This is a genomic window from Sphingomonas sp. SORGH_AS_0438, from assembly GCF_031453475.1.
Lineage (GTDB): Bacteria > Pseudomonadota > Alphaproteobacteria > Sphingomonadales > Sphingomonadaceae > Sphingomonas.
The window spans coordinates 1,036,095-1,058,387 of record NZ_JAVIZS010000001.1; the positions used below are offsets into that span (position 1 = coordinate 1,036,095).

Sequence of the window (22,293 nt, forward strand, 5' to 3'; positions counted from 1 at the left end):
GATAGAGGGTCGGAGGCGGAACGACAATCTTTCGCGCCGCGACCGGCGGTTTGCCGCAGGATGCTTGAGGGGAGGGGGCGGCCGGGTCTACGGCGGGCCGATGGCCACGCTTGCTTTTCCGACTCCCACCACTGCCGCCGCCGAGCCGCAGCAGCTTCCCCGCAACGTCGAGGCCGAAGCCGCGATGCTCGGCGCGATGATGATCGACAACCGACTGGCGGACGACCTGGTCGACCGGCTGGAGCCCGCCCATTTCTTCGAGCCCCTGCACGGCCGCATCTTCGCCGCGATCAAGACGCTGCGCAGCAACGACATGCTCGCCACCCCGGTCACGCTCCGCCCGATGTTCGAGGCGGACGAGGGGATGCGCGAACTGGGCGGCCCGGCCTATCTCGCCAGCCTGACCGGCTCGGGTGCCGGCCTGATCGGCGCGCGCCAGTTCGCGCAGCAGATCTACGACCTGGCGATGCTGCGCGCGCTGGTCACGGTCGGCCGCACGCTGGTCGACCGGGCGATGGACACCTCGGAGGAGGTGAACCCGCGCGCCCAGATCGAACTGGCCGAGGAGGAACTGTACAAGGTCGCGGGCGACGGCGGCGCGGAAAGCTCGATCAAGACCTTCGCCCAGGCGACCACCATGGCGGTGAAGAATGCCGAGCGCGCGCTGAACAGCGGCGGCCATGTCTCGGGCATCACTACCGGCCTAGATTCGGTCAATTCCAAGATCGGCGGCATGCACCGGTCGGACCTCATGATCCTGGCGGGACGTCCCGGCATGGGCAAGACCTCGCTGGCGACCAACATCGCCTTCAACGCCGCGCGCCGCTGGATGCGCGACATGGCGGACGGCATCCCGCCCTCCGAATCGGTCGGCGCCAAGGTCGCCTTCTTCAGCCTGGAAATGAGCGCCGACCAGCTCGCCACGCGTATCCTGGCGGAACAGTCGCGGATCAGCTCGGAAAGCCTCCGCATGGGCAAGATCAGCCGCGCCGAGTTCGGCCAGCTCGCCCAGGCGGCGGCGGAGCTGGAAAATCTGCCGCTGTTCATCGACGACACCGGCGGCCTGTCGATCTCCGCGCTCCACACCCGCGTGCGCCGCCTGCAACGCCGGCATAACAACGAGCTGGGGCTGGTCGTGGTCGACTATCTCCAGCTGCTGACCGCCGGCGGCAAGGGCGACGGCAACCGCGTGCAGGAAATCTCCGAGATCTCGCGCGGATTGAAGACGCTGGCCAAGGACATGAACGTGCCGGTGCTGGCGCTGTCGCAGTTGAGCCGCGCGGTGGAAAGCCGCGAGGACAAGCGGCCGATGCTGTCGGACCTTCGCGAATCGGGCTCGATCGAGCAGGACGCCGACATGGTCTGGTTCGTGTTCCGCGAGGATTACTACACCGCCGCGCGCGAGCCGAAGCGGCCGGTCGAGGGCGACAATGCCAAGGTGTTCGAGGACCACGCCGCCTGGGCCAGCGACATGGAGCGCGTCTATGGCCTGGCCGAGCTGATCGTCGCCAAGCAGCGCCACGGCGCGACCGGCAAGGTGGTGCTGAAGTTCGACCCGACCATCACCCGCTTCTCGGATTATGCGGGCTATTGAGCGGGAGGATCGATAATCCTTCCCCCTGGCTGTTCCCCGGCGAAGGCCGGGGCCCAGTTACGAAACCTTGGTGATGACGGGCAGCGTTCCGTTACAACCACCTTTTCAACTGGGCCCCGGCCTTCGCCGGGGAACAGGTAGCAAGGAAACGCCGCTCGCTCGCCACCCTTACTGCCGCAACCCCGACCCATGATCCGCGCGCCGGGCGGTCAGGACGGCGCGGGCGTCGCCGGGGGTGCGGCGATGGCCATGGCCGTCCGTCGCGGCGGCGATCACGCGGTCGAGCAGTTCCTGCCCTTCGCGCCACAGGCCGAGCCCGCTCGCTGCGTTGATATGGCCATGCGCGCCGATGTCGAGGAAATGGCTGCCCCAGTCGGCCGCCATGCTGTGGGCGCGTTCGATCGATACCCAGGGATCGTCGGTGGAGGCGACCAGGATCGACGGGAAGGGCAGCGAGAGGCGCGGGGCGGGCGCGAAGCCGGTCAGTTCGACCGGCGCGTCGCGGCGATCGACATCGGCGGGCGCGACCAGCAATGCGCCGGCCACCGGCCAGCCATAGGGTTGCGGGCTAAGTTGCGCCCACCACGCCACCGCCTGGCAGCCCAGGGAATGCGCCACCAGGATCACCGGCGCATGGGCATGGCGGATCGCCTCGTCCAGCCGGTTGACCCAGCTGTTGCGATGCGGCGTGTGCCACATGCCAAGCTCGGCGCGGATCGTGTCGACCCGGCTGCTTTCCCACAAACTCTGCCAATGCGACGGACCCGAGCCACCCAGGCCGGGAACGGTGACGACCGTCGGCTGGACGGTCTCGAACGGTGCGAACGAACCCATGGCGCTTCTCCCGACAACAGGGCCCCGAAGACGGGGTTAGGGGGCGGGGCGACTCCGGCGGTCAGGGTCCGCCGTGACGCTACACCCTATGACCGCAACATATTCCTACTAAGCCGATAGGCAATAGCCGTCGCGTCGGAGCGATGGCGGGTTGCGGTAGGGCGTTGCGCTTGTCATGGCCGATCCATGAACAAGGTGGCCAAGCAGCGCGCGGACCAGATGCTGGTCGATCGGGGACTGGTGGAGTCGCGCGCGCGGGCGCAGGCGCTGATCATGGCGGGGCTGGTGTTCGCCGGCGATCGCAAGGTCGACAAGCCGGGCCAGGCGCTGGCGGCGGACGTGATGCTCGACGTGCGCGGACGCGACCATCCCTGGGTGTCGCGCGGGGGGATCAAGCTGGCCCATGCCCTGGTCCATTTCGGGCTGGACGTGACCGGGCAGGTCGCGATCGATGTCGGCTCCTCGACCGGCGGCTTCACCGACGTGCTGCTGCAGGGCGGCGCGGCGCGCGTCTATGCGGTCGACAGCGGCACCAACCAGCTCGCCTGGAAGCTGCGCCAGGACGAACGCGTCATCGTTCACGAACAGACCAGCGCCCGTATCCTGACCGCCGACCATATCCCGGAATCGATCGACCTGATCGTCTGCGATGCCAGCTTCATCGGCCTGGCCAAGGTGCTGGAGCGGCCGATGACGTTCGCCAGGCCGGGGGCGCGCCTCGTCGCGCTGATCAAGCCGCAGTTCGAGGCGGGGCGCGAGGAGGTCGGCAAGGGCGGCGTGGTGCGCGACCCGGTCGTCCACCAACGCGTCTGCGACGAGGTCGCGGCATGGATGAGCGGGCAGGGCTGGTCGGTCGAGGGCATCGTCGCCAGCCCGATCACCGGGCCGGAAGGCAATGTCGAATTCCTGATTTCCGCCCGCCATCCCCCCGTTGACGCAGGGTAATGAGCGACCAAGCCCGGGAAAAACGGGACAGGCGGTTTACTGGTCCTTCATCCTGCGGCAGGACATGGGCGGTGCGAAGATCTCAGGAGCCAATGTGAACGGTATCGCGTCGAAGGGGCAGTTGCGGGCATCCTATCTGCGATGGGCGGTCGTCACCGTGCCGTTGATGCTGCTGCTGGGCTTCGCATCCGGGCGATCGGTCCCGGCCGGGTCGGAAAACGGCTGGTACGTCGCGCTCGCCAAGCCCGAGCTGACACCGCCCGGCTGGATGTTCCCGGTCGCCTGGACGATTATCTATATCTGCCAGGGACTGGCGCTGGCGATGATCCTGAACGCGCGCGGCGCGCGGGGACGGATGACGGCGGTCGCGCTGTTCGCGATCGGCGTGGCCGCGGCGCTCGTCTGGATGCCGTTGTTCTTCGGCGCGCACCGGATCGTCGCGGCGGCGGTGCTGATCTCCGCGATGGTGGTGATCGGCATCGCCACGGCCTTCGCGTTCGGGCGCATCCGGCCGCTGGCCGCGTGGCTGCTGGTGCCCTATCTGGTGTGGATCAGCTTTGCGACGGTGCTGACCTGGAGCATCCACCAGCGCAATCCTGATGCCGAGACAGTTGCGCCGGCGGCGCGCAGCTCCCAACTCTTGTAATCCCCGCCGATTGGAATTCGACATGCAATCCGAGAACCGCATCTTCGACGATCTCGCCAAGCTGATGAACGGCGCGGCCGGCACCATCGCCGGCATGGGCCGCGAGGCGGAATCGACCGCTCGCGCCCGCGCGCGCGACTGGATCGGCGGCCTGGACTTCGTCAGCCGCGACGAGTTCGAGACGGTCAAGGCGATCGCCATCGCCGCGCGCGAGGAGGCCGATGCGCTGCGCGCCCGGCTCGACGCGCTGGAGGCCAAGGCGGCCGACCCGCTGCCCACGGCATGATGAATTTCGATCGAGTGCCGATGTCCCAGGAGGGCGCGTGCGGAGGTCTCTTCCGTCGCGCCGCGATCGGTGCGACAGGATGCTGATGCTCGACCACGACGACCAGGCCGACGACGCTGCCCCCATCGACATGCTCGAGGCCTATTATGCTGCCCATGGCTGGGAGCATGAGCGGCATGACGATGAGATCATCGCCACGGTCAAGGGAAGCTGGGCCAGCTACGAGCTGCGCGCGCTGTGGCGCGAGGAGGACAGCGTCCTCCAGTTCCTGTGCTTCCCGGACATCAAGGTCACCGACGATCGTCGCGCGACGGTCTATGAGGCGATCGGGCTGGTCAACGAGCAGCTGTGGATCGGCCATTTCGAACTCTGGTCGTCGAGCGGCATCCTGCTGTTCCGCCACGCGGCGATGATCGACGGCGGCGACGATCGCGTCCTGTCGCTGACCGCCGCCGAACTACTGGTCGAGTCGGCGATCGAGGAGTGCGAACGCTTCTATCCGGTGTTCCAGTTCGTGCTGTGGGGCGGCAAGTCCCCGCGCGAAGCGCTGGCGGCCGCGCTGGTCGAAACCCAGGGCGAGGCATGAGCGGTCCCGTATCCGTGACCGACATGGCCGCCATCCCGCAGCCGCTCTGGATGATCGGTTGCGGCAACATGGGCGGCGCGATGCTGCGTGGCTGGATCGCCGCCGGGCTGGATCCTGCCGCCGTCACGGTGGTGACGCGCAGCGGGCAGGGGGCGCCGGCCGGCGTCCGGTCGCTGACCGCCCTGCCGGCCGGCGAACGACCGGCGACCTTGGTGCTGGCGGTCAAGCCGCAGCAACTCGATGACGTCGCGCCGATGCTGGCGCGCCTTGAGCCCGACCTGCTGGTGTCGATCCTGGCGGGGGTGGAAGCGGATGTGCTGGCGACGCGCATCCCGGCTGGCGCGGTGGTGCGCGCGATGCCCAACCTGCCGGTCGCCATCCGTCAGGGCGTGACCGCCTTGTTCAGCCCGAGCGATGCAGCCGACGTGCGTCAGGCAGCCGAGGCGCTGGCCCGGCCGCTGGGGCTTGCCGAATGGATCGCGGACGAACGGTCGTTCGACGCGGTGACCGCGCTGGCGGGTTGCGGACCGGGCTTCGTCTTTCGCTTCGCCGATGCGCTGGCGGCGGCCGGGTCGGCGCTCGGCCTACCGGAGGATCAGGCTCGCCGGCTCGCGGTGGCGACGCTGGCGGGGGCGGGGGCGATGGCGGCCGGGGCCGACATGTCGCCGGCCGTGCTGGCGGACCGGGTCGCCAGTCCCGGCGGTTCGACGCGCAAGGGCCTGGACGTGCTGGACGCCGACCATGCCCTGGTACGCCTGCTGACCGCGACGCTGACGGCGTCGGAGCGACGCAATGCCGAGATGGCGGCGGCGGCACGCGGTTGACCGGTAATGAACATCGGGGCGTGACCACGCGTTCCTCGGCCATGCCGATCATCAAGCCCCGCATCCTGCTATGCTCGCCCATCCCGGTCACGCAGCATGAAGGGGGATGGCGGACGCTCGACCTCTGGGCGCGCGATATCAACGCCCAATCCGAGCAGGCGGACATCGTGCTGCTGTGTCCGATCGTCACCGGACCGATCGAGGACGGTGCGCCGCTCGCCTCGGCGATCGAGGTCGTCGACGAAGGGCATCTGTCGGGTGGCCCGACGCTCGACCGGACGGTGGAGTGGTCGACGGCGATCCAGTTGCCGGGCAATGGCGGCTGGCGGATGGCCCGCCGGTTCCGCCCGCTGCTGCGGACGGCGGCGGCCAAGGGGAAGGCGGTATTCCTGGGCATCACCAGCAACCGCGCCCGCACCGCCATATTGAACTCCAGGAACGGGTCGTTGCCGCGTCGCGTCCAGGGCCTGCTCCATTATGCGGATGTCCGGCTGTCGCAGACCTGGCTGGCGCGGCGCTGCGCCGGCGTGTTCGTGGTCGGCGAGGGGGTGCGGGCGCTGGTCGAGCCGGTCGCCCGGTCGATCCATGTCGGCGTGGCGAGCTGGATCCAGGTCGAGGATATCGTACCGCCCCGCCCCCTGGTGGACCGGCCCTTGCGCGTCTGCATGGCGGGACGGCTGGAGCCGATGAAGGGGTTCCATCTGGGCATCGAGGCCTTTGCCCTGGCGGGCGCGGAGCGGTTCGATCGATTGACGATCATCGGCAAGGGCGCGGAACAGGACAGGCTGGGCGCGCAGGCCCTTGCCGCCGGGCTGAAGAATTTCCAGCTCCTCCCGCCGGTCGGCTATCCCGATGCGTTCTTCCGCTTCCTGGACGAGTATGATGTCGTCCTGATGACCAATCTGAACGACGAACAGCCGCGCCTGATCTTCGATGCGATCAGCCGTGGCTGCATCCCCGTCTGCCCCGATACCGTGCCGTACCGGGCCCTGGGGCTCGACCAGCGGCTGCTATATCCGCAAGGCGATGTGGCAGCGCTCGCCGACCGCCTGCGCACCTTGTCCGACCCTAATCTGCGCCGCGACCTGTCCCACGCGATCGCCGACCTCGCCCGGCGTTTCACCTTGCCGGCCATGCACAAGGCGCGCCTGGACTGGATGGCGTCGGTCAAGCAGGGCGGCGGTTGACGAGGGTGGTTCACCTGAGCCGCAAACCGGTATAGACGACGCCATCCCCGGGGGGCCGCTGATGCGCGGCTGAGATTTGGGCCGCAGCCCATGACCCGCTGAACCTGATCCGGATGATACCGGCGTAGGGAGGGTTGGCGGCTTCTCCCGTCGTCCCTTCATGTGAAGTGGACGCGAGACGATGCCGGTTATGAATATGCACGGTCGGACGACGATCCGCCGCGATGCCCTGCTGGTCGCGACGGCGTGGCTGGCGCTGCCCGCCACGGCCGTGGCGCAACAGGCGCCCGAGGCGCCCGCGGATATCCGGGTGATCGGCCATCGCGATCCGGAGGGACTGTTGCCCGACCAGACCGAGCCGAACGCGGTCAGCGCGATCTCCGCGGACTTCATCGTCAAGCAGGCGCCGACCCTCAATGCCTTCCAGCTCGTCGGCCTGTTGCCCGGCGCGAACGTTGCCTCCAGCGATCCCTATGGCCTGTCGACGAGTTCGAGCCTGACGCTTCGTGGCCTGGGCCAGGATGAGATCGCGGTGCTGCTGGAGGGCGCGCCGCAGAACGACATCGGCTATTATTATGCCTATCCGTCGCAATTCGCGGACCCGGCCAATATCCGGCAGATCGCGCTCGCACCGGGATCGGTCGATATCGGCGCGCCGACCGTCGTGGGGGCAGGCGGCCTGCTGTCGCTGACGCTCGACGATCCGAAGGCGACCCGCCAGCTGCTCGCCGACCTCTCGCTCGGATCGCACGACCTGCGCCGGGCCTTCGTCCGGGTCGATACGGGCACGATCGGGGGCAGCGGGGTGAAGGCGTTCCTGTCCTATTCCAACACCCGCGCCGACAATTGGCGCGGCGCGGGTTTCGACACGCGCCAGCATGTCGATGCCAAGCTGCTGCGCGACTGGTCGAACGGCAGCCGCGCCAGCCTGGCCTTGTCGTATAACGACGCCAATTCCTCCAGCTATCCCAGCCCGACCCTGGCCGAATGGCAGGCGCTCGGCCGTAAGTTCAATTACGATGCGCGCTACACGCCGGGGAACAGCAACTATTGGCGGCTCTACCGCGCGCCGTTCCGCAATCTCTACGCCTCCGCGCCGGTGCATTTGGTGCTCGGCGATCGACTGACGCTCGACAGCACGACCTATCTCCAGTTCGGCTACGGCAATTCGCCCTATGGCACGCAGCTCGCCACCACCGGCAATTATCTGGGGGCCGAGCCGCTGGCCGAGCCGATCGCGCTGCCCGGCGCGCGGGACGGCGTCGCGACGGTGATGGGCAATTATACCGGCGACCAGATGCGCGCCGGTCAGGTCGCCACGCTGACCGCGCAGGCCGGTGCCCACCAACTCTCTGCCGGTTTGTGGTACGATCACGGCACCGATCGCGTCACCCAGACCTATACCGCGGTCGATGCCGATGGTCGTCCGGCCGATCGCTGGGGCTATCGCAGCAAGGCGATCCGCACCGCCGACGGCCGGCTGCTCGCCTATGAGAACCAGCGCACGGTCACCGTGACGAAAGGCGTCTTCCTCGCCGACCGCATTGCGCTCGGGCAGGACCTGACCGTCGACATCGGCGTCAAGGGCGTCAACCTCCTGCGCAACGGCCGCAACTATTTGCCCGGGCCGCAGACCCGGGTCCGGAGCGACAGCGTCGCCGTCCTGCCGCGCGCCGCCATCCGCTACGCGATCGACGCGCGCCAGCAGCTCTTCGCCAATGTCACGACCAATTTCCGGACGCCCAACGAGTTCACGCTCTATGACAGCTATGACGGCGGCGTGGTCGCGACCCGTGGCACGAACGCGCTGAAGAACGAATATTCCGTCTCGCAGGAACTGGGCTATCGCTATATCGGCGCCAATGTCTCGGCCTCGGTGACCGGTTTCCACGCCAAATTCCGCAATCGCCAGCTCGCGACCGTCGCCAATGTCGGCGGCGCGCTGGTGAACACCACGCTGAACGCGGGTGGGCAGACCTCTTACGGGGTCGATGCCGAGATCGACTATCGCCCGGCGCGGGGCGTCAGCGTCTATCTGTCGGGCGAGTATCTGCACGCGCGGATCGACGACGACCTGCCCGTCGGCGACGATCACCTGCCGACGCGGGGTCGGCATGCCGTGTCGAGCCCGACCGTGCAGATCGGCGGCGGCGGCACCTATGACGACGGGCGGATATTCGGCAGCGTCGCGGGCAAATATGTCGGACGCCAATATGCGACCTTCCTGAACGATCAGAGCATCCGGGGCTATGCGACCGTCGACCTGGCGATCGGGCTCCATCTCGCCGACTGGTTCGGCGGCAAGCGCACCGACCTGCGGGTCAACGCGATCAACGTCACCGACCCGCATGTGCTGGCCGGCGTGCAAGGGGTCACCACCAACGCGCAGGATGCCGTCGGCCGGAACGGCACGATCATCGCGGGCGCGTCGCCGACCTATTATATCGGCGGCGGCGCGGCGGTCACCGCCACCGTTTCCCGCAGCTTCTGAGCATGGCGGTCTTCCGATGCGGCGGCGGCCGGCCATCATGTCCATGGCATGGGACTGGCCATGGAGGCACCCACCTGGCCGGCGATCACGCCGGACGAAGCGGCGGCGATCCTCGCCCGCTTTCCGGCGGCCGGACGGATCGAGGCGTTGCGATGGCATTCGCCGCGCCCCTTTTCCGCCGCGACGCTGATCGAAACCGGCAATGGCGGCCTGTTCTTGAAACGGCATCACCGCCGGGTCCGCACGGTCGCGGGCCTGATGGAGGAACATCGCTTCATCGCCCATCTGTCGGCGGCGGGCGCGCCGGTGCCCGAACTGCTCCATACGGCAGAGGGGGAAAGCGCCGTCGCATCGGGGCAGTGGACCTATGAATTGCAACGCCAGGCGGCGGGCGAGGATGTCTATCGCGACCGGCTGTCCTGGACGCCGTTCCGGTCGCTCGACCATGCGCAGGCCGCCGGGGAAGCGCTGGCACGGCTGCATCGCGCGTCGCACGGGTTCGATGCGCCGGCGCGGCGTCAGCAGCCCCTGGTCGCCAGCTTCGCCATCCTGGCGGCAGCCGATCCGATGGCCGCCGTCGAGGCCTATGTCGAGGCACGCCCGGCCCTGGCCGCGTTCCTGGCGGATCGACCGTGGCGACGTCGATTGTCGACGCTGTTCGCGGCATCGGGACGGGGGCTCGCGGCGATCGTGGCGCGCCAGGTGCCGCTATGGACGCATAACGACTGGCATCCGTCCAATCTGCTCTGGTCGGGGGATGGCCGGGTGCGGACCTGGCTCGATTTCGGTCTCGCCGATCGGAATTGCGCGGCGCATGATCTGGCGATCGCGATCGAACGGACCGCTTTTGCCTGGCTGGAACTGGGGCAGGGGCGGGACGACGATCTGGCCGATCCCCTGGCGGCGCAGATGCTGATCGCGGGGTATCGGATGGGCGATGCTGCGGACCGTTCGGTTGTCGAGGCGGCCATCCGCCTGTTGCCTCTGGTCCATGTCGAATTCGCCCTGTCCGAGATTGATTATTTCGCCGGGATCGTCGACGATCGCGCGGCGGCGGCGCTGGCCTGGGACACTTATCTCCTGGGTCATGCCGAATGGTTCCTGTCGCCGGCCGGACGGGATGTCTGCGCCCGGCTTTCGGATGGCGGGAGCGTCTGATGTCGCCGCTGGAGGTCGCCGGAGTTACGACCAGTGTCCTGGCGATCTGGCTGACGGCGCGGCGCAATGTCTGGTGCTGGCCGTTGAACCTCGTCGCCTGTGCCTTGTATTTCAAGCTGTTCCTCGACGTGCGCCTCTATGCCGACATGGTGTTGCAGGCCCTGTTCGGGATCGGCATCCTGTATGGCTGGATCGTCTGGAGCCGGGGTCGGCGCGACACGGGCCAGGTCGTGGTGATGCCGCTGCCGGGGCGTCGAGCCGTGGTCGGGATCGCGGCCGGCACGCTGGGGGCGCTGGCGATCGGCTGGTTCACCAGCCGCCACACCGATGCGGCGCTGCCTTGGATGGACGCGACGCTCAGCAGCTTCAGCCTCGTCGCGCAATATTGGACGGCGCGGCGCCACCGGGAAAGCTGGCTGCTCTGGATCGCAGTCGACATCGTCTATGTCGGCATGTTCCTCGCCAAGGGACTGATGCTGACGGCGGGCCTGTACGCGGTGATGATCGGCCTGGCGGTGATCGGCTATCGGGACTGGCGAAAGTCCTGATCGATTCGATAAAATCTCTACCGGCCGGTACAAAAGGCGTTGACGAAACGGTTCGGCGTTAATATACCAGTCAGTATAGAAGAGGGCGCCACCCGAAGCGCCCTGGCTCGCAAGGACGCCGCTATGCTCCATCCTGTTTTCCCGGTGGTGTCCGCCCTGTAATCGGCGGCGCCCGGACCAGCGTTTATCTCTCATCATGGACCCGATCCGCCTGACGCCCGGCGTCATGGCGATGATGGTCCACACCTGCGCGCCAGCGTCATGGCCCTTGCGAAGGGTGGTGGCGAACGTCCGGCCTTGCCCTGACGCGGCGCGCCCATGACCATGAAGGAAGGACAACTCATGGCCTATGTCGATTCTCCCGGCGGTTCCAGGTCGACCGTCGGTGCCGGCACGGCGCGATCGGAGCCACGCGCATGAACATGCTCAGCCCGATCGATGCCCCCGTCGATGATGCTCGACCCGACGCCGCCCGGCGTCGGTGGCGGCGAGTTGGCTGGATCGCCTTGCCCGTCGTCGCGATCGCCGGCGCCTGGACCCTGTTCCATCACGACGAACCGGCTGTGGCGGCCATGCCGACACCGACCGTCGAGGTGGCGCAGCCCCTGGTCCGCGAGGTGACCGAATGGGACGATTATGTCGGCCGCTTCGAGGCGTCGAAATCCGTCCAGGTCCGCCCGCGCATCTCCGGCGCGATCACCGCGGTGCATTTCACCGATGGCGCGATCGTTCGGAAGGGCCAGTTGCTGTTCACGATCGACCCTCGCCCCTTCGCCGCCAGCTTGGCCGAGGCGCGGGCCAGCGTCGCCAGCGCGAACAGCGACCTGGCGCTGGCACGCGCCAATCTGGATCGCGCCAATCGACTGGTCGCCGACGATGCGGTGTCGAAGAGCGATCTCGACCAGCTCGCCGCCCGCGTCCGCGCCGGGCAGGCCGCCCTGGTCGCGGCGCAGGCGCGCGTCCAGGCGCGCGCGCTGGACGTCGAGTTCACCCAGGTCCGCGCGCCGATCGCCGGCCGAATCTCCGATCGCCGGATCGATGCCGGCAATCTGGTGACCGCCGGCGACACCGGCGGCACGCTGCTGACGACGATCAACGCGCTCGATCCCATCTATTTCGCCTTCGACGCGTCGGAGGGCCTGTTCCTCAAGTCCAGGCGCGCCGGGGCGGAGGGGTCGATGGTCCAGGTCCGGTTGCAGGACGAGGCGAATTATGGCCGATCGGGAAGGCTGGACTTCACCGATAACGGGCTCGACCCGCGATCGGGCACGGTGCGGGGGCGGGCGGTGCTGGCCAATCCCGACCTGTTCCTGACGCCGGGCATGTTCGGCAATATGCGCCTCGCCAGTGGCACGGCCGTGCGCGCGCTGCTGGTGCCCGATGCCGCGATCCAGACCGACCAGGCGCGCAAGACGGTGCTGACCGTCACGCGCGACGGCACCGTCGCCGCCAAGGGCGTCGTGCTGGGACCGGTCGTGGACGGGCTGCGTATCGTGCGCAGCGGCCTGGAAGCCGGCGACCGCGTCGTCGTCAGCGGCACGCAGATGGCGATGCCCGGCACGAAGGTGACCGTCCGGCCCGGGCGGATCGCCGCGAACCGCGCGGCGGCCGCGCCATTGCCCGTGGCGATGGTCGGCGAGGCGACGCTGACCCGGTAGCGCGCCGTCGCCGGCCGGCGACCACCGAACCCATCCCGATCTTTTCTCGTCGTCGCCCCATGGGGCGAGGAGGCTATCCATGCGCCTGTCGCGCTTCTTCATCACGCGGCCGATCTTCGCCGCCGTCATCGCGGTCGTCATCACGATCGTCGGGGCGCTGGCCTATCTGGGCCTGCCCGTCTCGCAATATCCCAACATCGTGCCGCCGACCGTCACCGTCGCCGCGACCTATCCCGGCGCATCGGCCGAGACGGTGGCGGAGACGGTCGCCGCGCCGATCGAGCAGGAGATCAACGGCGTCGACGGCATGATCTACCAGTCGTCGCAATCGACCGGCGACGGCCGCGCGACGATCACGGTCACCTTCAAGCCCGGCACCGATCTCGACGCCGCGCAGGTGCTGGTCCAGAACCGCGTCGCCATCGCCACGCCGCGCCTGCCCCAGGAAGTGCAGCGGCTGGGCATCGTCACCAAGAAGACCTCGCCCGACTTTCTGATGGTCGTGAACCTGGTGTCGCCCGACCGTTCGCTCGACACCCAATATCTGTCCAACTACGCCCTGACCCAGGTCAAGGACCGCCTGGCGCGGATCGAGGGCGTGGGCGATGTCCAGCTCTTCGGCGCGCGCGACTATGCGATGCGGGTGTGGATCGATCCGGGTCGCGCCGCCGCGCTCGGCCTGACCGCCGGCGACATCGTCGCGGCGCTCCGGGCGCAGAATGTGCAGGTCGCGGCCGGCACTTTGGGCCAGCCGCCCTATAACCAGGGCAATGCCTTCCAGCTCAACGTCGAGACGCAGGGCCGGCTGACCGAGCCGCAGCAATTCGCCGACATCGTCATCCGCACCGATGCGGACGGTCGCCAGGTCCGGGTGCGCGATGTCGGCCGCGTCGAACTGGGCGCGGCGGACTATTCGACCAACACCTATCTGTCCGGCGAGCCGACCGTGCTGCTCGGCGTGTTCCAGCGCCCCGGCTCCAACGCGCTGGCCGCCGCCAAGGCGATCACCGCCGAGATGGACACGGTGCAGAAGACCTTCCCCAAGGGGCTGGCCTATCGCGTCATCTACAATCCGACCGAGTTCATCGCCCAGTCGATCGACGAGGTGATGCACACGCTGCTGGAGGCGATCGTCCTCGTCGTGCTGGTCATCATCGTCTTCCTGCAGCGTTGGCGGGCGGCGATCATCCCGGTCGTGGCCATCCCCGTCTCGCTGATTGGCACCTTCGCGGTGCTGTTGCTGGTCGGCTATTCGCTGAACAACCTGTCGCTGTTCGGGCTGGTGCTGGCGATCGGCATCGTCGTCGACGACGCGATCGTCGTGGTCGAGAATGTCGAGCGCAACCTGGCCGGCGGCATGACGCCGCTCCAGGCCGCCTTCACCTCGATGGACGAGGTTGCGGGCGCGCTGGTGGCGATCGTCGCGGTGCTGTGCGCGGTGTTCATCCCGACGCTGTTCATGAACGGCATCTCTGGCGCCTTCTACCAGCAATTCGCCGCGACGATCTCCACCGCGACGATCATCTCCCTGATCGTCTCGCTGACCCTGTCGCCGGCGCTGGCCGCGATCCTGCTCAAGAACCATGTCGAGGATCATGGCGGGCAGGGGCTGGTGATGCGCCGGGTGCGCGCCGCCGGCGACGCGTTCAATCGCGGGTTCGAGTCGCTGAGCGCCCGCTACAGCCGACTGACCCAGGCGCTCGTCACCCGGCCAAGGCGCGTGATGGCGACCTATGCCGGGCTGATCGCGGCGACCGTCGCGATGCTGTGGTCGACGCCGACCGGCTTCATCCCGCAGCAGGACCAGGGCTATTTCCTGACCGTCATCCAGTTGCCGCCCGGCTCGTCGGTCGAGCGGACCGACGCGGTGATGCGCAAGGTCGCGGCCCGCATCCTGCCGCTGGCCGGCGTGAAGGGCGCGGTGATGCTGGCCGGCTTCGACGGTCCGTCGCAGACGCTCGCCCCCAATGCCGCCGCGGCCTACATCCCGCTCAAGGACTTCAAGGATCGTAAGGGCATCCATGTCAGCCAGATCATGGCCGAGGCGCAGAAGGCGACCGCCGACATCACCGAGGCGCGGCTGATGATCGTGCCGCCGCCGGTCATCCAGGGGATCGGCGCGGCCGGCGGCTTCCGCATGATGGTGCAGGATCGGGGCGGCCATGGCTATCAGGCGCTGGGGCAGGAGGCGCATGCCCTGATCGCCAAGGCCAACACCGCGCCGGGCCTGGCGGGCGCCTATACCTTCTTCGACACCGCCACGCCGCGCGTCTTCGCCGATATCGACCGGGCCAAGGCCGATCTGCTCGGCGTCCCGCCGGAGCGGGTGTTCGAGGCGCTGAACATCTATCTGGGGTCGGCCTTCGTCAACGACTTCAACCTGCTCGGCCGGACCTATCGCGTCACCGCCCAGGCCGATGCGCCGTTCCGCGCGACCGAGGCCGATATCGCCAATCTGAAGACCCGGTCGAACGCCGGGGGGATGGTGCCGATCGGATCGGTCGCCACCTTCCGCGACAAGACCGGCCCCTACCGCGTCGTCCGCTACAACATGTTCCCTGCGGTCGAGCTGGACGGTAACACCGCACCGGGCTTCTCGTCGGGCCAGTCGCTGGTGACGATGGAGAAGCTGGCGGCCGAGACGCTGCCCGCCGGCTACAGCACCGAATGGACCGACATCGCCTTCCAGCAGCGGCTGGCCGGCAACACGGCGGCGGTCATCTTCGCGCTCGCCGTCGTCTTCGTCTTCCTGGTGCTGGCGGCGCAATATGAAAGCCTGGTGCTGCCGCTGGCGATCATCATGATCGTGCCGATGTGCCTGCTGGCGGCGATGATCGGCGTCAACCTGCGCGGGATGGACAATAATGTCCTGACGCAGATCGGCCTGGTCGTGCTGATCGCGCTGGCCGCCAAGAATGCGATCCTCGTCGTCGAGTTCGCACGACAGGCGGAACTGCAGGACGGATTGTCGCCGGTCGAGGCGGCGGTGCGTGCGGCCGGTGACCGGTTGCGCCCGATCCTGATGACCAGCTTCGCCTTCGTGCTGGGGGCGGTGCCGCTGCTCGTCGCGACCGGGGCCGGGGCCGAACTGCGCCAGGCGCTCGGCACGGCGGTGTTCTTCGGAATGCTCGGCGTCACCGGCTTCGGCCTGATCTTCACCCCGACCTTCTATGTCGTCTGCCGCGCGCTGAGTGACCGGCTCCGCCGCGACCGGGCGGTGCCCGCCGCCCAGTGGCAGCCGGCCGAATGAGGAACCTCTCCATGATCCGTATCATCCTGGCCTCCTCGTCGGCACTCGCCCTGTCGGCCTGTGCGGTCGGCCCCGATTATCGGCCGCCCGCTCCGCTGCTGGCGACGGACAGCCATTTCCTGATGGCCGGTCCTGCCGTCACCGCCACCGCGACCGGAAATGATCGCTGGTGGCAGCTCTATCACGATCCCGTGCTCGACGGGCTGATCGCCGATGCGCTCAAGGCGAATACCGATATCCGGGTCGCCGTCGCGCGGCTGGCCCGGGCGCGGGCGTCGCTGCGCGAGGTACGCGGCGACCGCCAGCCGCAGGCGACGGCGGGGGCCAGCGCCACCTATGGCCGTCTCTCCGCGATCCAGCGCCCGCCCGGCGTCCAGCGCGAGGACTGGACGATCGATACCGGGCTGGATGTCGCCTATGAGGTCGACCTGTTCGGGCGCGTGTCCCGCAATATCGAGGCGGCGCGTGGCGAGGTCGGCGCGGCGCAGGCCGATGTCGAGGCGGTGCGCGTCGCGGTGGTCGCGGACACGACCCGCGCCTATGCCGATGCCGCCTCCGCCGCCGAGCGCCTGACGGTCGCCGAGCGGATCGTCGCCTTGCTCGACCGCTCGCTGCGGGTCACGCAGGGGCGGGCGCGGGTCGGCCTGACCACCGGGCTCGACAGCGCCCGGATCGCCGCGCTGCGCAACCAGCGCCAGGCGGATGTGCCGGCGCTGGTCGCGGAGCGGCAGGCGGCCCTGTTCCGGCTGGCGACCCTGACCGGCCGGATGCCGGCCGAGCTGCCACCGATCGCCGGGGGCCGCGCCACCACGCTGCGGCTCGACCAGCCCATCCCGGTCGGCGACGGCTTCGCGCTGCTGGTGCGCCGTCCCGATGTCCGGGCTGCCGAGCGTCGTCTGGCCGCCGCCACCGCGCGGATCGGGGTCGCGACCGCCGACCTCTATCCCCGCATCAGCCTGGGCGGTTCGATCGGTTCGACGGGGACGGGAGTCGGTAGCCTGTTCGGCGCAGGACCGCTCAACTGGCTGCTCGGGCCGCTCCTTAACTGGAGCGTCAATCCGACCAGGGCGCGGGCACGGATCGCGGGTGCGGAGGCCGACAGCAAAGCCGCGCTCGCCACGTTCGACGGGACCGTCCTCATCGCATTGGAGGAGACCGAGACCGCGCTCTCCAACTATGCCCAGGCATTGCAGCGCCGCACCGCGCTCCAGGCGGCGCGCGACCAGGCGGCCGTCGCGGCGCGCATCACGCGGGCGCAGCAGCGGGAGGGGCAGATCGACAGTCTCGCACAACTGGATGCCGAGCGGACCTTTGCGGATACGGAGGCCGCGCTGGCGCTGGCCGATGCGCAGATCGCGCGGCAACAGATCGATCTCTTCCGCGCCCTGGGCGGTGGCTGGACCGCCTGATCGTCCGGGGTGGGGGAACGGCCCCACCCTCGCTCATGACGATCGGGACGTCCAACACGATGTTGTGCGGCGCGGCGTGCGATGCCGGCCGGATATCGGTGCACTACTGACCAATTGTGAAATAATACATCGTATATCAACCGTTTAGGACCATTATATCTTTGCTTGTTAACCATAATGACCCTAGGCCGCCCCCGGAAAAGGGGCAGCATTATGGACCTACCGGTGCAAGCGCGTTCCCAAGGCCTGGACATCGTTCGCGGGACGGCGGTGATCCTGATGGTCGTGTACCATATGTGCGAATATGCCCCCACGCCGACGAACGCGTCCCTGATGACGATCTGCCTGGCGCTGACGGCCTTCCGCATGCCGGTGCTCTTCCTGATTTCCGGCTTCCTGTCCGCCGGCATCGTCAACAAGCCGAAGCGGCAGGCCTTGTCGCGCGTGACCAACCTGGCATGGCTGTACGTGCTATGGCTGCCGGTGATGCTGTTGGCGTCGCCCGAAAAGGTGCGGGCGGATGCGGTCTATATCCTGGACAATGTCTGGCGGCCCGCGACCGAATTATGGTTCATCTGGGCCTTGATGATCCTGATCGCGTCGCTGTTCATCGTGGTCAAGATCCCACGCCGCACCGTGCTGCTTGCCTCGCTGCTCGTCGCGACCATCGACTATAGCGGCATATTCGGCCTGACCTTCGGTCACGACAATCTGCTGCGATATGCCCCGATGTTCTATGTCGGCGCGCTGTGCCGGGCGGAAGTGGCAGGCCTAATCAAGGCTCCATTTTCGCTGCGCTCGGCGAGCATCGTCGTGGTCGGCATCGCAGCGATCCATGTCATCAGCGAGCTTTTCCGCCATTCGCAGGGTTGGCAGCTTTTTGGCCCGATCGAGCGGATTTCGGTCTGCGCGGCGGCGATCTATCTGCTCAAGCCCGTCGAGATGATGCCGGCCGTCGCCAATTCGCTGGCATCGGTGGGACAGAAGACCTTGCCCATCTATCTTCTGCACCTGCCGCTCTGGATGGCGCTCAAGCCCGTGATCCCGAAGCTGGGAGGGGTGGCGACACCCCTGTTGAGCGCCAGCCTTCTGGTCGTGGCATGTTTGCTGATCCACCATGCGGCTCGCCATAGCCGTATGAAGTGGTTGTTCGGACAGCCGCTTTGGTGGTCCAACGGCATCGCACAGGCGGCCTGGGCGGTGGATCGCCGATACATAGCTCGGTAAGCACAGGACGATGTCGGTTCTCGGTAAAGGCGTTGCCGACGCGTCAAGCGCCGGTCACACCGATCTTCCGGTCACGAAATCCCGATCGTCGCGATGCTAGCGGAGCCCGCGCACCGCCGGCGTGTCGAGGCAGCGCGACAGGGCGGCGGGGTCGGCCTTTGGCGTTTCGGCCGGCGGTGTACCGCTCAGGGGCGGGATGGCGACCGGTCGCCCGATCCGTATATCGGCGAAGCGGCGATCGGTGATGCCCGAGCAGTGCATCGCTGCCGCCAGCAGCCGGGGCGGGGTGCGATAGGCCTCGTAGGACAGCCGGAACGTGCCCCAATGGATCGGGATGGCGGTCTGCGCGCCCAGCCGGTCGAACACCGACACGGCGTGGAGCGGGCCGATATGCGCGCCCGATGCCATTTGTCCGGGCGTGAAGCGGAATGCCCCGATCGGGATCAGCGCCAGCCGGATGGGCCCGAGCCGGCGCGCCTCGCGCGGCCATTCGCCGTCGCCGAAGCCGGTATCGCCCGCGAAGAACAGATTGCCGCCCGGCAGCGTCACGACGAAGCTGGACCAGAGCGCGCGGTTGCGATCCGTGAACCAGCGACTGCCCCAATGATGGTTGCGCGTCACCGCCACGCCGACGCCCGAACGACCGCCGACCGGCACGACGCGCCCCCAGTCCGCCGCCACCGCCTGGATACCATGGGCGCGCAGGATCGCGTCATTGCCCAGGCTGGTGACGATCTGCGGGTGATCGCGGTCCCAGAGACGCTTCAGCGTGCCGAGATCGAGATGGTCATAATGATTGTGGCTGATCAGGATCAGGTCGACATGCGGCAGGTCGGCGAGCGCGATGCCGGGCGCCGCGACGCGCTTCGGCCCCAAGCCGAACGGACCCGAACGCTCCGCCCAGACCGGATCGGTCAGGATGGCGAGGCCGGGCACCTGCACCAGCACGCTGGCATGGCCGATCCAGGTCGCGCGCATCGGTATCGTCGCGGCGGACGACAGTGGTGCTAGTTCCGCCGTGCTCGCCGGTCGAACCGGGACCTGGGTCGGCCAGGGCGGGCGGTCGTCGCTGCCCGTCAGGTAGCGCCAGAAGAAGCCGGCGCGGCTGCCGCCACCGGGCGTACGGCCGGTATCCTGGTCGCCATCGGGATTGGCGAAGCGCGCGCCATCGAAATGGCCACTGACCGGTCCGCGATAGTAAATCCGATCGAGGAAGCGCGGGACGACCACCACCGCCACGGCGAGGAGGATCAGCAACAGCAACAGGACCGCGCCAAGGCGTCGGAGCAGAAAGGCCAAGCGCGCATCCCTATGCCGGCAAGGATCGGGAGACGCTTAACGCCGATCAGCCGGTCCGGTTCATCGCCATCGGCAAAGCGCCTTTCCTCAAGGCCTTGCCTCGGTTAGCCTCACAGTCCTCAACGGGGGAAATCCATGCGTCCTGTCCATTGCGTCGCGCTGCTGCTCGCCCTCCTGCCGGCCACCCCGATCGCCGCGCGCGACGTGCCGGTCGAGGAACGGTCGATCGACGATCTTCAGGCGATGATGACGCGGGGGCAGGCGACCAGCCTCGATCTCGTCCGGGCCTATGAAGCACGGATCGGCCGGATGGATCGCAAGGGGCCGATGCTGCGCTCGGTGATCGCGCTCAATCCGGAGGCCGAGGCACAGGCGCGCGCGCTGGATGCGGAACGGCGGGCGGGGCGGGTGCGCGGGCCGCTCCACGGCGTCCCCATCCTCATCAAGGACAATATCGAGACCGCCGACCTGATGCCGACCACGGCGGGCAGCCTCGCGCTCCGGGCCAATGTCACCCGCCGCGATGCGCCGGTGGTGGCGCGGCTGCGCGCGGCGGGCGCGGTGATCCTGGGCAAGACCAACCTGTCCGAATGGGCCAATATCCGCTCGACCCGGTCGATGAGCGGGTGGAGCGCCGTCGGCGGTCTGGTCCGCAATCCCTATGCGCTGGACCGCACCGCCTGCGGCTCCTCCTCGGGATCGGGCGCGGCGGTGGCGGCGAGCTTCGCCGGGGCGGCGGTCGGTACGGAAACGGACGGCTCGGTCGTCTGCCCCTCTTCGGTCAATGGCCTAGTCGGACTGAAGCCGACGATCGGCCTTATCAGCCGCACCCATGTCGTGCCGATCAGCCATTCGCAGGACACGCCCGGGCCGATGGCGCGCAGCGTCCGCGACGTGGCGGTGATGCTCGGTGCGATGGTGGGGGCCGATCCCGCCGATCCGGCCACCACCGGCGCGGTGACGCGCGACTATGCCGCCGGCCTGTCGACCAGCGCCTTGTCGGGCCTGCGCATCGGCGTGATCCGGCCATCCCTGTCGCCCGCGCTTGCCGCCCGCTATCAGGCGGCGCTCGACCTGATGGCGCAGGCGGGCGCGGTGCTGGTCGAGGTGGAGCAGCCAAAGCTGGAGGGGATCGGCGCGGCCGAGCTGCTGGTGTTGCAGACCGAGCTGAAGGCCGATCTGGACGCCTATCTGGCGACCACGCCGTCCGCGGTGACGACGCGGACGCTGGACCAGGTCATCGCCTTCAACCGCGCCCAGGCGGCCCGGGAAATGCCCTTCTTCGATCAGGAGACGTTCGAGGCGGCGGCCGCGACCAAGGGGCTGGACGATCCCGCCTATCGCGCCGCCCGCGCCAAGTCGCTGCGGCTGGCGGGGGCGGAGGGGATCGACGCGATGCTGCGATCCGCTCGCGCAACCGTGCTGGTGGAGCCGACCTATGACGCGGCTTGGCTCAGCGATCCGGTGCATGGCGACCAATATGGCGGTCCCTCCGCCTCCGAGCTGCCGGCGATCGCAGGCTATCCGCACCTGACCGTACCGATGGGCGCGGTGCGCGGTCTGCCGGTCGGCCTGTCCTTCATCGCCGGGCGGCTGGGCGAGGCGGCGGTGCTGGGTGCGGGCTATGCCTATGAACAGCGCAGCCGGATGCGTCAGGCGCCGACCTATGCCGCGACGGTGGCGGCGGGGCCGGGGCCGGACGGCGTCACTCGTTGAACAGGTCAAGGATGTCCTTGCGCACATGGATCGCCTGCAGCGACACGCGCACCTCCATCATGAAATAGGCGAGCGAGGCGATCAGCAGCAGCATCGCGACGATGAACAACAATGCCACCAGCGTCGCGAAGTGGAGATGCGCCAGGGTGGCGACGAACAGCAGCGCGACGACCAGGCTGGTCATCACCGCGCTCGACACCGCCAGGAAGAGCGAGGCGTTGATGATCGTGATCCGCCGGTCAAGCAGTCGCAGCTCCCAGACCAGGCGGCTGCGATCGCCATCGCCACGCTGATGGATTTCCTGCTCCAACGCGCGCACCCGGTCGACCACACGGCTGAGCCGGCCGGCCAGCACATTGAGCAACTGTCCGATCGCCGTCAGCATGAAGATGGGCGACAGCGCCAAGGTAATGGTCTGGGCGACGGTGGTAATGCCGGGCAGGGTGGGGATCATGCGGTTCCTGATGGCGAGTGCGGGCGCCCACCTAGCTGCCACGCCCGGAGCGGGAGGGCTAGGCCGGATCGACAGGCCGTCCGGATATTTGGATGTATCCCGCGCAAGGCGGGGTGGGCGTGAGGAATGCCCGGCCATCCCCCGCCTTTCAGCGGAGGCATAGGATAACGGTCGATCCCCA

The 22,293-nt window shown here is 68.3% G+C and carries 18 protein-coding genes and 1 riboswitch; of the genes, 15 read left to right on the top strand and 3 right to left on the bottom strand.

The window, feature by feature from the left end:
* Positions 1-100 precede the first annotated feature (100 nt).
* Complete coding sequence (locus tag QE452_RS04980; protein ID WP_309659764.1) at positions 101-1,594, top strand: replicative DNA helicase; 1,494 nt, start codon at positions 101-103, stop codon at positions 1,592-1,594.
* A gap of 168 nt (positions 1,595-1,762) precedes the next feature.
* Here the strand turns inward: QE452_RS04980 and QE452_RS04985 are convergent, their stop codons facing one another.
* Positions 1,763-2,428 carry an alpha/beta hydrolase gene (locus QE452_RS04985; RefSeq protein ID WP_125994632.1) on the bottom strand — a complete coding sequence of 222 codons (666 nt, stop codon included), beginning with the start codon at positions 2,426-2,428 and terminating at the stop codon, positions 1,763-1,765.
* Between the two features lie 195 nt (positions 2,429-2,623).
* Between QE452_RS04985 and QE452_RS04990 the strand changes: the two genes are divergently transcribed.
* From QE452_RS04990 to QE452_RS05050, 13 genes are all read left to right on the top strand, one after another.
* Positions 2,624-3,373, top strand: a complete 750-nt coding sequence (locus QE452_RS04990) for a TlyA family RNA methyltransferase (protein WP_309730503.1) — start codon at positions 2,624-2,626, stop codon at positions 3,371-3,373.
* 94 nt (positions 3,374-3,467) lie between these two features.
* The gene (locus tag QE452_RS04995) at positions 3,468-4,019 is read left to right on the top strand and encodes a TspO/MBR family protein (protein ID WP_309659763.1); all 552 of its coding nucleotides are present in this window, start codon (positions 3,468-3,470) and stop codon (positions 4,017-4,019) included.
* 22 nt (positions 4,020-4,041) lie between these two features.
* Positions 4,042-4,305 carry an accessory factor UbiK family protein gene (locus QE452_RS05000; RefSeq protein WP_309659762.1) on the top strand — a complete coding sequence of 88 codons (264 nt, stop codon included), beginning with the start codon at positions 4,042-4,044 and terminating at the stop codon, positions 4,303-4,305.
* An 85-nt stretch (positions 4,306-4,390) separates the two neighbouring features.
* On the top strand, positions 4,391-4,891 hold the full coding sequence (locus QE452_RS05005) for a YbjN domain-containing protein (RefSeq protein WP_125996056.1): 501 nt from the start codon (positions 4,391-4,393) through the stop codon (positions 4,889-4,891).
* Positions 4,888-5,715, top strand: coding sequence for a pyrroline-5-carboxylate reductase dimerization domain-containing protein (locus QE452_RS05010; protein WP_309659761.1), 828 nt, complete (start codon positions 4,888-4,890; stop codon positions 5,713-5,715). The genes QE452_RS05005 and QE452_RS05010 overlap by 4 nt, the downstream gene beginning before the upstream one ends.
* Before the next feature lie 20 nt (positions 5,716-5,735).
* Entirely contained in the window at positions 5,736-6,902 is a 1,167-nt protein-coding gene (locus tag QE452_RS05015) for a glycosyltransferase (RefSeq protein ID WP_309659760.1), read from the top strand.
* Between the two features lie 38 nt (positions 6,903-6,940).
* Positions 6,941-7,050, top strand: a riboswitch (TPP riboswitch).
* Positions 7,051-7,092: 42 nt separating this feature from the next.
* Positions 7,093-9,393: a TonB-dependent receptor domain-containing protein gene (locus tag QE452_RS05020; protein WP_309659759.1), complete on the top strand. Its 2,301-nt coding sequence runs from the start codon at positions 7,093-7,095 to the stop codon at positions 9,391-9,393.
* Positions 9,394-9,453: 60 nt separating this feature from the next.
* A complete protein-coding gene (locus QE452_RS05025) occupies positions 9,454-10,551 on the top strand; it encodes a phosphotransferase (RefSeq protein ID WP_309729682.1) in 1,098 nt (365 codons plus the stop codon).
* Complete coding sequence (pnuC, locus tag QE452_RS05030; protein WP_309659757.1) at positions 10,551-11,099, top strand: nicotinamide riboside transporter PnuC; 549 nt, start codon at positions 10,551-10,553, stop codon at positions 11,097-11,099. The genes QE452_RS05025 and pnuC overlap by 1 nt, the downstream gene beginning before the upstream one ends.
* Before the next feature lie 416 nt (positions 11,100-11,515).
* Positions 11,516-12,757: an efflux RND transporter periplasmic adaptor subunit gene (locus QE452_RS05035; protein ID WP_309659756.1), complete on the top strand. Its 1,242-nt coding sequence runs from the start codon at positions 11,516-11,518 to the stop codon at positions 12,755-12,757.
* A 79-nt stretch (positions 12,758-12,836) separates the two neighbouring features.
* Positions 12,837-16,007, top strand: coding sequence for a multidrug efflux RND transporter permease subunit (locus QE452_RS05040; RefSeq protein ID WP_309659755.1), 3,171 nt, complete (start codon positions 12,837-12,839; stop codon positions 16,005-16,007).
* Positions 16,008-16,018: 11 nt separating this feature from the next.
* Positions 16,019-17,416, top strand: a complete 1,398-nt coding sequence (locus QE452_RS05045; RefSeq protein ID WP_309659754.1) for a TolC family protein — start codon at positions 16,019-16,021, stop codon at positions 17,414-17,416.
* A 213-nt stretch (positions 17,417-17,629) separates the two neighbouring features.
* Positions 17,630-18,643, top strand: a complete 1,014-nt coding sequence (locus QE452_RS05050; RefSeq protein ID WP_309730507.1) for an acyltransferase — start codon at positions 17,630-17,632, stop codon at positions 18,641-18,643.
* Positions 18,644-18,739: 96 nt separating this feature from the next.
* Here QE452_RS05050 and QE452_RS05055 read toward each other — a convergent pair whose 3' ends face one another.
* Positions 18,740-19,942, bottom strand: a complete 1,203-nt coding sequence (locus QE452_RS05055; RefSeq protein WP_405052734.1) for an MBL fold metallo-hydrolase — start codon at positions 19,940-19,942, stop codon at positions 18,740-18,742.
* 135 nt (positions 19,943-20,077) lie between these two features.
* On the opposite strand from QE452_RS05055, the gene QE452_RS05060 reads away from it, so the two are divergent.
* Positions 20,078-21,658, top strand: coding sequence for an amidase (locus QE452_RS05060; RefSeq protein WP_309659752.1), 1,581 nt, complete (start codon positions 20,078-20,080; stop codon positions 21,656-21,658).
* Here QE452_RS05060 and QE452_RS05065 read toward each other — a convergent pair.
* Positions 21,648-22,112 (bottom strand): DUF2721 domain-containing protein, encoded by a 465-nt coding sequence (locus tag QE452_RS05065; RefSeq protein ID WP_405052735.1) that lies wholly within the window; start codon positions 22,110-22,112, stop codon positions 21,648-21,650. The two genes, QE452_RS05060 and QE452_RS05065, sit on opposite strands and share 11 nt — an antisense overlap.
* Between the last annotated feature and the right edge of the window lie 181 nt (positions 22,113-22,293).